Raw genomic sequence first — 13,751 nt, forward strand, 5'->3', positions numbered from 1 at the left:
GGTTCCACTTCCTTTGATGAAACTCGAATGTTATAAGAAATGAAGTTTAAAGGAGCGTTGCTGATTTTGTTTGCATGCGCTGTATTGCATTCGTGTACCACCAGAAGCTCATTGCCCGAAAATCTTCAGGCACTTCAGAAATTTGACGTCATTATAAAAAATGGTTTGGTGGTGGACGGTTCAGGCAAGCCCGGGTATCCAGCGTCAATCATCATTCAAGCCGACACAATTGCTTTTATTGGTCAGCTGGACTCCACCAGAACTGCCACGCTTGAGATAGATGCCAACGGTAAGGTGGTTACGCCTGGCTTTATCGATGCTCACGCACATGGCGACCCCATCAAAACACCTCAGTTTTACAACTTTGTTGCCCAGGGGGTTACTACCATTTGCCTGGGGCAGGATGGGTCAAGTGATTCAGAGGGTGAGTTTGGCGCATGGCAGGCTTCTGTCGATAGCGTTGGGCCGGCACTTAATATTGCTCCGTTCACTGGTCATGGTTCATTGCGAATGGCGATAGAAACACCGTTTGACGAGGTGATAAGTGAGGAGGACATGGCGATGATGGCTACTGAACTGGATCATCAGCTTCAATTGGGTAGCTTCGGCCTGACCATGGGGCTGGAGTATGTGCCAGGCAGATACTCAGGAGAAAAGGAATTGCAGGCGCTGGCAAAAATAGTGGGCAGCTACCAGGGTGTGTTAATGGCACACATTCGCAACGAAGACAACGACAAGCTGGAGGACTCGTTAGATGAGTTTTTGAGCCTGGGCCAATGGGCTCCTGTGCACGTGTCCCACCTCAAGTCTGTATACGGCGAGGGGGCCAAGAGAGCCCTGGAAATTACTTCCATTCTTGCGAAGTATGAATTGCTTGGCTACAGGGTAAGCGCTGATGTCTATCCCTACATGGCCAGCTTCACAGGCATCGGTATTGTGTTCCCCGACTGGGCTATTCCTCCGGCCAATTTCAACAAGGTTAAAAAGACGAGAAGGGGTGAATTGGAGGAGTTTCTGCGAAATAAGATTGCTCAAAGAAATGGGCCGGCTGCGACCCTCTTCGGCACAGCTCCCTATGCAGGAAAAACGCTGGCCGACCTTGAAAAAGAGCTCGACAAACCGTTTGAAGACATACTGATTGATGATATTGGGCCGAGGGGAGCAAGTGCGGCTTATTTTGTGATGAACGATTCGCTCCAGGTGGCTTTGATGAAAAGCGACTATGTGGTGGTGTCGTCCGACGGCAGCCCTGGCATGAGACACCCGAGAGGCTATGGCAGCTTTGGTAAAATGATTGAGACTTACACTGTGAAAGGTGATTATTTTACGCTTGAACAAATCGTTCATAAAATGAGCGGACAAACCGCTGAAGTAATCGGGCTGAAAGACAGAGGGCTACTGAAGGTGGGCTACAAAGCTGACGTCGCAATTTTCGATCCGGCTAACGTCAAGGTAAAGGCCGACTTCCAGCATCCGCACCACCTCACTGAGGGTGTCGATTTTGTTTTGGTCAATGGTAAGCTGGCGAGAAGCAATGGAGAGTTTGCGGAAGAACGAACCGGAAAACTACTAAGGAGGGAGTAGCCGGAAAAGCTGTTCACTGGCTTTGCCGGAGAGTGGTTTCGTCGCTACTAATTCCCCTTTTTTGTAGTGTCGGCCTCAAACTCGAAAAATTCATCCTTCTTTAACTGTAAAGTGCCAGGCTTTTTTGCCGGATCCTTCCTGATTTCCTCAAGCAGAACCTTGCCTTCTTCTTTAATGTTTTCAATCAGACTTTTTGCGGCGCTGCGGGCGTCATAACTTACCCGATAGTCGTCAGTTGTGCCAGCGATCTTCACGTGGGCGTAAATGTTCCCCCTTTCGTCTTCTTCTATAGCACCAAAGCTTTCATCATTGTCACGCCGGCGTTGCCTGTTGAATAAAGGAACCTTCAGGCGGTAGTCGATTTGCTGATCGAAAGTGTGGGTGCCGCTAAGGGTGATATTGGATACATTAGATTTGATATCCATGCTGGGAATCAGGATTCTCCTGTTTTCGATAAGGAACTGGTTGGTGATTTCACCGAAGGTTAAATGGCCCAGCTTGTCTTCTCTTACAAGCCTGGAGAGTTCCTGCATTGGCTCGAAGTTGATGAGTTCTCCGTTGACGCCACGGGCATTTATCCGAGCCCTGAAAAGGTCTGGGAGGAAACTAAGGTTGTTACGCACACCCATGTCTACATCAAAGTCGGCAAAGAGCTGTCCTTTAATGTGCTTGCTTTGCATCCAGCTTTGTCCGAAGTCATGAAAAACATAGAAGACGCTGTCGATGTAGAGGTTTTTCACTTCTCCTGAGAAGTAGGTAAGGAGCGTGTCGCCGGGCTGATCCGACAAGTTGCCGGTGAGCTTGATATCGCCTCCCATGGTGGAGAAATCAAGTTTTTTAACATATACCTGACGGTTTTGAATAAGCACTTCGGCATTTACATTTTTGCCAGTAAAACGGTCAAAAACAACTGTTTCAGCCTCTGCCGTTAGTTTCACACGCAACCTTGGACTTACTGTAAGAGAGTAAGCGCCGTCTTCTCCGTTGGTGGTATTTTTATTGGCTAGCAATTCGTTAAGGTCGAGCCTGTTGGCGGACACCTTCCCTTCTACCAACAGAAGGTTGTTTTTGCCCTCGTAGAAAAAATGAAAGTTTCGTAGCAGCCCATTAATTCTCAGATCACTGTTTCCCAGCTTGCCGGTAGTTTCTGTAAAAGCAACATCACGGTCGTTGAATAGTAAAATTCCACTCCACTCCCGGAATAACAGCGGGTAACTTTGCCATGAAAAAGTAGCATCCTGGATAGTTGTTTCTCCATCTATCAGCCAATCGCCTGTTGCTTTTTCATCCAGCCTTCCCTCAAAGCCAAGCAGGTAGCTCAGCGTGCCGCTTTCGCTTTTGATACCCCACTCGGGTACAATTTTCTCAAACTGTGCCAGCGTCATATTGCCCTCCAGCTCAGCCCTGGTGTGCATGGTGGCCATATTGGTGATGGTAGCATTGCCTTTCAGTGGAAAGCTGTTCATCGTGCCTGACAGGTTTTTCAATTGGAGGCTCGTGCCTTCCGACTGAAGGTTCGTTGTCAGCCGACCATCCAAACTAAAGTCCGAAAAGGCTAGCGGGCGACTAGGGTAAAGGAACCGGACATGCTGTCCGCTAAAGTCCGTGACCAGGGTGGGCTTCCCATTTTGCTTTGTATAGCTTCCTGTGAATGTCGCTTCGCCTTCTAAATCGTAACTGGCCCAGTCAGCTGGCCATCCGGCAGGTATATTGCTAAGTAGATCTGCCAGTGATTTTGTGTTGCCAGCCCACTCCAGAAGCAGGTCGTCTGGGCTTGATGACGACAGCGTGCCGGTCAGGTTATGGCTGGCCTCCTTTAGCTCCCAAGCCTTGATTTCGGCCAAATGCCCCTTGTCGATCCTCACTCCCAGAAGTTCTATTTCCAGCAATCTTCCCTCCAGGTAGGGAAAGCCCTGATAAACCGTTTTCAGATTGGTGCCTTTCCAATGTCCCGAGAAAAGCTGAGGGCTATTGATGGATTGGATATCGAAGTGCGCCTGGCTGAACTCCCAATAGCTTAGTAGCTCCGCAGGTATGTCTTCGTAGCGGATTTTGCTGTTGGAAATTCTCACCTTACCAATCGTTAGCTGAGGCGACTCCTCATCCACCACCTTCTTTTTAAACACGTCGAAATTTCTGATTCCATTTTCATCTATCAGCAGGTTGATCTCGGCTTTGTCCACATTGAGCTGACGAATGTGGTAATTTTTATCAAGGAAGTTCCAAAGGTGAAAACTGAACGATAATCGCCCAATGCTTACCAATGGGCTTTCGGGTGTGCCCGCTTCAACTTTTTGCAAGACAATCGATATGTTGGGGAAACTGTCCCAATACGAAATGTCTATGTGGCCCACCTTTACCGGCGTGGTGAGTCTCTCGTTCACATTGTCCAGAAAGTATTGAATAAACTCATCACGGTTGATTTGAATGTACAGCAGGCAAGCCAATAGCGTGGCAGTGACAAAAGCAATTACTCCGGTAAGTATCAGTGCGGCTAGCCTTGGAATTTTCACAGGATAAAATTAAACAAATCAAAGGCGTTTCTACGATACAACGCTGACGATATAAATTTTATGACAGAAGAAATATTTTTTATTAACCTATTTGCAAAAATACAAAAGGGTACTACATTTGCACTCCCTAACCGGGAAGCAGGTTGTGAAAACAGCAGGCTTTTTTGAAAAGGGGCTCATAGCTCAGCTGGTTCAGAGCACCTGCCTTACAAGCAGGGGGTCCAAGGTTCGAATCCTTGTGGGCCCACAAAAGTCACTCAGAAATGGGTGACTTTTTTTATTTTCACCCATGACCTGCCACTTTTGGATCAAACGGAAAACCGAATCAAGCGGAAAATCTGGGACAGGCTTGCTATTTAACGACGGGCCGCCGCCGCTTATGGCGGATCAAGCGGAAAATCTGGGGAGTAAGACGCTGAAATAACGTTGTACCATTTGGCGAATGATAGACAATAAAGAAGCAAAACTGGTTCAATGCGTCTCGCCCGGCCGGGTTAGGCTTGGACCTTTTGCTTCTTTATGTAATGAGAAGATACTCTTGCAAAAAAAAACAATCCCCAGAAATATTGCTTGATCCTCTAAAACTCAAATTTACTATCTTAGGCGCTGCTGAGAGATTCTTCAGAATGACTCAATCGACCGACTGCCTTTATTATATGTTAAAGAAAGCTCACTTCTTAGCACTGTTGCTGCTTAGCTGCACTATCGCCAATGCACAGGAATCGCTTCCTGAAGTGATCAGTCAGATAGACACCATTCAAAACCCCGGAGATAAACTGAAGCTTATTAAACTTGGAGAAAACCTACTCCAGAAGGAGGGGGACGACTCCGTTAAAGCTGAATTCTTTCTCCGATGTGGCATTACCTATGGCATTTCCGGGAAAGCCGACTCTTCAATATACTTCTTCAACCAGGCGCTGCAATTCGGAAGTGAGTCGCAGCATTTGCTTAAATCCAGGGCTTATAACGGTATAGGCAACGTAAGCCGGCAAAAGGGAAATAATGAGATGGCATTTGAGAGCTTTCAAAATGCATTGAAGGCTGTGGAAGGCAAATCAGACTTTATGAGCCAAAGCTTTGAAGGTTCCATTATTGCCAACCTGGCAAGCATCTACTTCAGCATGGGCGACAATGAGAAAGCCGAGCAATACAGCCTGCGTGGGCTTGAGCATGCAAAATCGATCAGTGACACGGCGCAAATGGAATACAGCTATGTTGGCCTGGCCTTAATTTATAACAAGACGAAAGAATATGAAAAAGCACTTGAGTATCATCAATTAGCTTCTTTGTTAATGGAAAGGGAGAATAGCGATCCTTACCTGAGAGATTATAATAAGGTTAATTTGGCAAAACTGTATGAAAATAGGGGCGAGCTGACCCAGGCATTGTCGCTATATGATGAGATGCTGCAAGGCACAAACCCTGATGTTGATATCAAAACTACCTCGCTGAAAAACGCAAGTCAGATACTTTTGATACTCGAAGATTTTGTGAAAGCGATAGACTATGCGGAGAGGCTCATGAGCCTTGCGAATGAAACGGCAACACTTCCCTCTGCGGTGGACGCTACACAGCTTCTGTATCAATCGTATCAAGCCACTGGGGATTATAAAACAGCCAACAAATACCTGAATCAATACGTGGCTTTGAATGATTCGCTCATCAATGAGAAATCGGTGAAGGCGCTGGCAGAATTGGAAGCCAGGTATGAGAACGAGAAGAAAGCGCAGGAGATTACAGAGCTCAAGCTTGAAAATCAGCAGTCGGTCAATCAGCGGAATATTTATCTTTTTGTTACACTGATAGTAATTGTCGGGGCAGTTTTTCTTGGAGTGCTCATTCGGTCCAAGACAAAATCTAATAAGTTAATATCCAAGTCATTGAAGGATAAGGAACTGCTTCTGAAGGAGATTCACCATCGGGTCAAAAACAACCTGCAGATTATTTCGAGCCTGTTGAGTTTGCAATCGAGGTACATCGAGGACAAAGGAGCCAAGGATGCAGTGAATGAAGGGCAGAACAGGGTAAAGTCAATGGCGCTTATTCATCAGAAGCTCTATCAAAACGAAAACCTGGCCGGTGTAGAAGCCCTGGATTACATTGAAAATCTCACCAGCACGCTCCGCTCCTCCTATGGTGTCGGGGCTGAGCGGGTGTCGGTGACCTATGATATCGAAAACCTTAACATTGATGTAGATACCATCATACCCATCGGGCTAATCCTGAACGAATTGATAAGCAATTCATTCAAGCACGCCTTCCCCAACGATAAGGAAGGAAACATCTCGATTGCGTTGAAAAGAGCCAACAACCAGCTTGAATTGAAGGTTTGTGACAACGGAGTGGGTAGTAAAAAGGATATTAATAAGTCTGATTCTTTTGGAATCCGTATGATCAGATCACTTGCAATGAAACTGGAAGCCACTGTTAGCTTTAGTTTCGATAAAGGCACAGAAGCGTCTTTGCTTATTTCTAGTTTTAAGTTGGCTTAAAAGATCATGGAGAAAAAGGTGCTTATAGTAGAGGATGAACCGCTTATAGCCGATGACCTTTCTTTTCATCTGCAGGATCTTGGCGTCAGCGACATCAAAATATCTCTTAAATATGAAGATGCTTTGAAGAAGCTCACAGAGCATCAGTTTGATCTGGTGTTGCTTGATGTCAACCTTTCCGGCGAAAAAGATGGAATTGACGTTGCCCGGTTCATCAACCGAACCAACCCGACTCCTTTTATATTCATCACTTCTTATTACGATGCTGACACCCTTAACAGGGCCAAAGAAGTGGCACCTGTCGCTTATATACTGAAGCCATTTAATCAGCAGGATATTCAGGTCAACGTGGAAATGGCGTTTCATAAAATACTATCCTCCCGCCAGACCAAACCAGAAAAATTTTTTATCAAGGACAAAGAGGGATTGGTGTCAATAGATCCTGACGAGATCGACTACGTGGAGGCGTTTGATAACTATGCGAAAATCTACTCTGCCGGCCAGGCTTATATTATCAGCCACACTTTGAAAAGCATTGAGGACAAGCTATTGAACTTTGGGTTTGAGCGTGTCCACAAGTCGTATCTGGTTAACTTTGCAAAAATCACCATGATCAGTGAAGGCTATATTTTTTTTGGAAAAATGAAAGTGCCAATCGGGCGAGCCTTTAAGACTGATTTTATGGCAAAAATATCCATGCTCTAGACATTTCTCATGCCGGGGTTGTCGATCACTAAAAAAATAGTGTCGTTGACTAAATAGCGCTACCGGCGCAACATTCATTTGGGCAACTTAGAATAGTTAAATGTATTCTAAGATTTTTTAAAAGCTGTTCGATGAAGTTCCTGGCCACGTTAATCTTTACCTTTTCCTCTCTCGCTGCCTTTTCGCAGAGTTATTATTGGGTGGGTGGCTCCGGCAATTGGTCTGACTATGCTAATCACTGGGCCACCTCTTCGGGTGGTTCAACTTTTCACACCCAGTCGCCCACTTCTGCTAACAACGTATTCTTCGACGCTAATTCATTTTCCGGCTCAGGGCAGGCCGTAACCCTCGATGCCGAAGCCAATTGTTTGTCGATGAACTGGACCGGCGTGACAAGCTTCCCTTCCATTGTCGGCAACGGCAACACACTCAACATTTTCGGCTCTTTGACACTGTCTCCTGACATGACGGCCAATTTCAAATATGTAGAGTTTGAGTCGACCACCTCAGGCAACACCATCACAACCAATGGCACTTCGCTGGGCTCAATTTCTATCACCCGGTTCAATGGTATTGGTGGAGAATGGAGTTTTCAGGACAACTTTAACACCTACAACTTGTATATGCTAGCGGGCACTCTGAACACAAATAACAACAATATTAACTCAGGTGCCTACTTTCAAACCGACGGTGCTGCCACAAAGGTGCTCAACCTTGGCTCATCAGAAATAACCTCGGAAAGGTGGTGGATGAACGGCACTAACCTGACCATTAACGCAGGTACTTCAAAAATCATTGTCTCTTCGTTTTATAGCGACATGACAGGTGCGGGCCCCTACACGTACCACGACATTGAGTTTTTTAATTACGCAGATCTGAGGTATCCTTCTGCCTTCAATGAAATTACTGTCCCGGCAGGCCTGGAGGTTGAATTGAGAAGTGGAGATACTTTTACCCTGAGTAGCCTTGTTGCGGACGGCACAAAACATGAGCCTATTATTTTTGAAACAACATCTGCAGGTTCAGAGGCGACATTAAATAAAGCTTCTGGTTCGGTAACTGTTTCCTGGGTTGAACTGAAAGACATCCATACATCTGGCAGCGCCACATTTACAGCCAACGATGCTGTGGACAATGGCAACAATACCGGGTGGACAATCAACGATGTAACGGGGTCAGATTACTTCTGGGTTGGAAATGGAGGCGATTGGACCGACTACAGCAACCACTGGGCAACCACCTCTGGTGGATCATCTATGCATAGCGACTATCCCGGGCCACTGGACGATGTGTTTTTTGATGCCAATTCATTTACCACTACCGGGCAAACCGTTCTGAATGACCTGAATACTGCACACTTTCACGATATGGACTGGACAGGTGTGACCAACCTGCCTACTTTCAGCGCTCCTTATTCATACCCGATTTACGCCCACGGTTCGGTGACTTTTGACGATGGGATGAACAAAAATGTGTACTCTATCAACTTTATTGGAGAGGAAACAGGGCTCACTTTTACCGCAGCAAGCACCGGTTACAACAGCTATGTGACTTTCAATGGCACAGGCAGCTATACCCTCATGGATGATATTAGTACCGGTAGCTTCAATCACTACAAAGGTACAGTTAACTATGGTGACGTTGTCATCGATTGCTCTATAGACTACAGCATCGGTAATGGCGGCGCAGCAGTTGAATTGAACCTGGGTAGCTCGAGCATCAGTTGCCGAGACCTGTCTGTCAATTCTTCTTCCTCTCCAGTAGTCAACGTCGGCACCTCCACAATTACAGTAGAGCGTGATTTTTATGGCTATGGTATTGAGCTAAACCAAGTGATTTTTAATGGAAACAGCACGATCAAAGGTTCTAATAGTTTTGAGACACTAACTATTGAAGCTGGTGCATCGATAGCACTTCAGTCGGGTACTACTCAAACGGTTAATCAGGCGCTCAACATGAGTGGCACCAAGGCCAGCCCGATCAACTTTAGCTCCGATCTTTCCGGTTCTCAGGCAACTGTTTCTATGTCTTCCGGTACGGTAGACGCCACCTACCTGGTGCTGAAGGACATCGCCGCTACTGGTGGAGCAACCTTCAATGCGGCCGAAACCATTGACAACGGGAATAACACAGGTTGGAACATCTCAGAACTGACCGGGTCTGAATACTACTGGGTGGGAGACGGAGGCAACTGGTCGGACTTCGCCAACCATTGGGCAACCACTTCTGGCGGAAGTACCTTTCAAACCACGGTCCCTGGTGTGTTGGACGATGTGATATTTGATGAAAATTCATTCACCTCCGGCGGACAAACGGTCACGCTGGATCAAAATGCCAACTTCCACGACATGACATGGACGGGCGTAACCAGCAGCCCATCATTTATTGGGACAACCAAAACAATGAACATTTACGGTTCACTTACGCTGGACGACGGAATGATCGTGAATGTAAAGAACTACTATTTTCTGTCGGACGAAGCAGAGACCATTACTGCCAGTGCCACCGCTCCCGGAAACAATTCTTACATGTACTTCACGGGGGCAGGATCCTGGGAGCTTCAATCTGCACTTTTTACAAGAGAACTCCATCACCATAGTGGCACGATCGACTTCAACAGCAAAGATATTTGGATTGATTTTGCCCTTTATTTTTTCGGGAGTGAAAACAAAACAATGCTACTGGGCACCTCTGATTTCACTACACGGACTTTAGCTGTCGGTTCTGCCACAAACCTTTCTTTCGATGGCGCAGATGCTGAATTGAAGGTGAGCTCTCAGCTTGATTTCTATGATAACTTGACCAACGACATTAGTCTTGGCAATGTGTCTTTCGAGTTTCTCACTTTCAGCGACGAATCTTCAGTTTATGGAAATCTTACTTTGGCGACCCTTAGCATAGAAGCCGGCAAGAAGCTGAAAATTCAAACAGGAGCTACGTTAACAGTTGACGACCTGGTGGCAGTAGGTACTGCCGACGACCCTATAGTACTTATTTCCGTCAACAGTGGTTTGACATCGACCATCAGCAAATCGTCAGGTACTGTCGACGCCTATTTTTTGGAGTTGCAGGACATCACTGCCACTGGCGGAGCCACTTTTAATGCCTACAATTCGGTAAACAACGGCAATGTTATCGGCTGGACTTTCCATAAAGAGCAACAGACCATCGATTTTCCTGAAATAGCCGACAAGGCCTTTGGTGATCCGGCCTTTGAGCTCACTGCCAGCGCCACATCTTCACTCGCAGTAGCGTTCGAAGTTGTTTCCGGCCCAGCTACAGTAGATGGTACAACTTTGACGATTACAGGAGCAGGGACTGTCCAGGTGAAGGCTACCCAGGCAGGTAATATTGATTATGATCCGGCACCGTCTGTAACTCGCACCTTTAGCGTTTCAAAGGCCAGTCAGGGGCTTATTTTCGATACGCCAGCCTCAAAAGTTTACGGAGATGGTGCATTTGATCTCACCTTCACAGCTGGAGCCACAGGTAATACGGTAGTTTTTGAGTCCTCCGATGGCACGGTAGCAACAATTTCTGGCTCGACTGTAACAGTTGTCGGCGCTGGCACAACCACCATTACGGCCAGCCAGGACGGAGACGACGATTACGCCACTGCCGTAATACAGCGAACATTTACTGTGAATAAAGCCGAACAATCCATCACGTTTAATGAACTCTTAGAAAAGACGATTGGAGACGATCCCTTTGAATTAGACGCTACAGGCGGAGCCTCAGCCAACCCCGTTACTTTTTCGTCATCCGACGGGCTTGTTGCGACAGTATCAGGTAGCACGGTGACCATCGTTGGCGTTGGAACAACTACGATAACCGCCAGCCAGGAAGGTGACAATAATTATGAAGCAGCCGAACCGGTGGAGCGGGTGCTCACGGTTGCGGCAATAGCGAAACTACCTCAGGCGATTACTTTCGGTGAAATTGAAACCAAAACATTTGGTGATGCAGACTTTGATTTGACTGCCACTGGAGGAGATTCAGGATTGCCACTAACCTATGCTTCTGGTGACGAAACCGTTGCAACAGTTTCAGGTGCAACTGTTACCATTGTAGGTGCCGGCTCCACTACTATTACTGCCAGCCAGGCTGGCGATGATACTTATCAGGCAGCAACGTCGGTGGAACAAACCCTGATTGTGGTTAAGGCTGCTCAAGCGATTAGTTTCGAAGAAATTCCATCTAAAACATTTGGCGCTGCAGCCTTTGAGCTTCCTGCTACTGGAGGGGCTTCTGGTATGGCCGTTTTGTTCACATCGTCTGATGATGAGGTAGCGACGATATCCGGCACAACTGTAACCATTACGGGTGCCGGGACGGCCACAATCACCGCCAGCCAAGCCGGAAACGACAACTACATGGCAGCTGAAAGTGTTGAACGAACCCTTGTTGTCAGTAAAGCAGATCAAACAATTACCTTTTCCAGCATAGATGACTTTGACCTGGATAATGGTGTTACCCCGATTTTTTTAGAGGCCACTGCTTCAAGTGGCCTCGGGGTAAGTTTTGCTGTGGACGGCCCTGCTACACTTGACGGTGTGGAATTGACTCCGACAGATTTTGGAACCATAACCATAACAGCTTCTCAGGCTGGAAATGATAACTATAATGCCGCTCCGGTAGTGGTCGTCGAATTTTCCGTGACCAGCTCTTCGTTCGCAACCGGAGTGAAAATTTCCAAAGGCAACCTAAAATTCTATCCCAATCCTGCGAATGAGCTGCTTACAGTTGAGTGGAATGAACCGATGGGAGGCCAGTTAGAAATAAGAAACTTAGCAGGCAGCCTGATCTTGCAACAAGACATTATATCCGACGACAACGCAATCGACCTTGCCTCAACACCTTCGGGTACTTATCTCCTCATAGTGAGGACGCCCGGAGGTGTTAAAAATATTAGCCGTTTGATCGTAGAGTAGAAATACTGTGCGAATAGGCAGCGTTGAAAGGGGTGTTCTGGTAGAACACCTTCTTTTTTTTGCCTTTAATAAAATAGCCCACATCTGGGATCAATCTGTATTTCTGGGGTGTTGGATGTTTCCTGTGTGGTTAAATAAAAAAGCAAAACCGGTTTAATGCGTCTCGCCCGGCCGGGCTTCTCCAGTCGGACAGGCTTGGATCTTTTGCTTTTTTATGGCGACTCGAGATATTGGGGTTAGAAGGTAATCCCCCAAATTTTCCGCTTGATCCCGCATCTGCGCTTCACCACACCAAACACATTTTCACTTCTATATCCAGCTATTTGGTATTTCTTATCTTTATTACGAACTTTACGTAACGAACTTTACGTAACGAATGATTCGTAATGAATAGAGAAGTATGAGGCCATCAGCGAACCCTTTTATTGTTTCGGGTTATCATAGCCCTGAGCACTTCTGTGACCGGGCTCAGGAGTTAGCCTGGATGATGGAGCAATTTGATAACGAGAGAAACACAGTGCTTTATTCGTGGCGTCGCATGGGGAAGACGTCGTTAATCAGGCATTTTTTCTACCACTTGAATATGAACAAAAAGGCAGACACCGTATTTGTTGATCTTTTGGGAACCTCAACACTGGGTGAAGCTAACAAGCGGATTGCAACTGCCATAGTCCATCAACTAAATGATACCAGCAAAGGAATAGGAGCGGGTTTGCTCAAATTCATTGGCTCTATTGGCGCCACTTTTGGTGTTGATCCACTTAGTGGAACCCCTCAGGTTACATTTGGCCTTGTTCCAGATCAGTCTGTGCCATCCTCTTTAGAAGCTATGGGCAAATACCTTGAAGCAAGGAAGAAACCCGTAATGATCTGCATTGACGAATTTCAACAAGTAGTCAATTATCAAGAGGAGCACGCAGAGGCCACGTTTCGCACCTGGATGCAGGAATTTCCGATGGTACGCTTCGTATTCAGTGGAAGCCATCGGCAGATGATGGAATCGATGTTCAGTGAAGCATCGAGGCCTTTTTATAGAAGTGCCCAAATGCTGAAACTAGAGGCTCTTCCGTTTGCAGAGTATTCAGATTTTATTTTGGTTCGATTTAGCAACGCTGGGAAGGCGATTGACACGGCTTTTATCGATAGTATTTTTGAGTGGACGAGGCGGCAAACCTACTATGTACAGCTGATTTGTAACAAGCTGTATGGAAGGAGTAATGTTGTCGACCAGAAGGTACTTGATGAAGTGCTTGCAGAAATTATTTATCAGGAGGTGCCAATTTTTTCTACGTACCAGCAATTGCTTACAGCCTTTCAATGGAAATTGCTGATTGCTATTGCTAAATCTGAAGAGGTGGAGAATCCACTTTCTCAGGAGTTTTTGGGCAAACATGGCTTTGGAGCGGCAAGCTCAGTGAGTTCGGCCTTACAGGCGCTGACAAAAAAGGAATTCGTCATTGTAAATGATGGAAGATATACCTTGCACGATACTTTACTTATGCGCTGGCTGCAAAATCTGTGACCAA

At 46.4% G+C, this 13,751-nt stretch carries 6 protein-coding genes and 1 tRNA gene; 6 read left to right on the top strand and 1 reads right to left on the bottom strand.

Annotated elements, in window-relative coordinates; genetic code table 11:
* Positions 1 to 39 precede the first annotated feature (39 nt).
* Positions 40 to 1,584 (top strand): amidohydrolase family protein, encoded by a 1,545-nt coding sequence (locus tag AAC052_RS25895; protein WP_339816058.1) that lies wholly within the window; start codon positions 40 to 42, stop codon positions 1,582 to 1,584.
* Between the two features lie 47 nt (positions 1,585 to 1,631).
* Here the strand turns inward: AAC052_RS25895 and AAC052_RS25900 are convergent, their stop codons facing one another.
* Positions 1,632 to 4,097 (bottom strand): AsmA-like C-terminal region-containing protein, encoded by a 2,466-nt coding sequence (locus AAC052_RS25900; protein ID WP_339816059.1) that lies wholly within the window; start codon positions 4,095 to 4,097, stop codon positions 1,632 to 1,634.
* A 172-nt stretch (positions 4,098 to 4,269) separates the two neighbouring features.
* Here AAC052_RS25900 and AAC052_RS25905 point away from each other — a divergent pair.
* The 5 genes from AAC052_RS25905 (at position 4,270) to AAC052_RS25925 (ending at position 13,747) form a co-directional block, all read left to right on the top strand.
* Positions 4,270 to 4,344, top strand: a tRNA-Val gene (locus AAC052_RS25905).
* A gap of 409 nt (positions 4,345 to 4,753) precedes the next feature.
* Positions 4,754 to 6,589, top strand: a complete 1,836-nt coding sequence (locus AAC052_RS25910; protein ID WP_339816060.1) for a histidine kinase dimerization/phosphoacceptor domain -containing protein — start codon at positions 4,754 to 4,756, stop codon at positions 6,587 to 6,589.
* Between the two features lie 6 nt (positions 6,590 to 6,595).
* On the top strand, positions 6,596 to 7,294 hold the full coding sequence (locus AAC052_RS25915) for a response regulator (protein WP_339816061.1): 699 nt from the start codon (positions 6,596 to 6,598) through the stop codon (positions 7,292 to 7,294).
* Between the two features lie 131 nt (positions 7,295 to 7,425).
* Positions 7,426 to 12,225 carry a T9SS type A sorting domain-containing protein gene (locus AAC052_RS25920; protein ID WP_339816062.1) on the top strand — a complete coding sequence of 1,600 codons (4,800 nt, stop codon included), beginning with the start codon at positions 7,426 to 7,428 and terminating at the stop codon, positions 12,223 to 12,225.
* 400 nt (positions 12,226 to 12,625) lie between these two features.
* A complete protein-coding gene (locus AAC052_RS25925) occupies positions 12,626 to 13,747 on the top strand; it encodes an ATP-binding protein (protein WP_339816063.1) in 1,122 nt (373 codons plus the stop codon).
* Positions 13,748 to 13,751 lie beyond the last annotated feature (4 nt).

Source organism: uncultured Imperialibacter sp. (assembly GCF_963974565.1).
GTDB lineage: Bacteria > Bacteroidota > Bacteroidia > Cytophagales > Cyclobacteriaceae > Imperialibacter > Imperialibacter roseus.

Excerpts from the sequence above, each read along its gene's own strand:
- AAC052_RS25895 (WP_339816058.1), top strand. The coding sequence starts at position 40 with ATGAAGTTTAAAGGAGCGTTGCTGATTTTGTTTGCATGCGCTGTATTG.
- AAC052_RS25910 (WP_339816060.1), top strand. The coding sequence starts at position 4,754 with ATGTTAAAGAAAGCTCACTTCTTAGCACTGTTGCTGCTTAGCTGCACT.
- AAC052_RS25915 (WP_339816061.1), top strand. The coding sequence starts at position 6,596 with ATGGAGAAAAAGGTGCTTATAGTAGAGGATGAACCGCTTATAGCCGAT.
- AAC052_RS25920 (WP_339816062.1), top strand. The coding sequence starts at position 7,426 with ATGAAGTTCCTGGCCACGTTAATCTTTACCTTTTCCTCTCTCGCTGCC.
- AAC052_RS25925 (WP_339816063.1), top strand. The coding sequence starts at position 12,626 with ATGAGGCCATCAGCGAACCCTTTTATTGTTTCGGGTTATCATAGCCCT.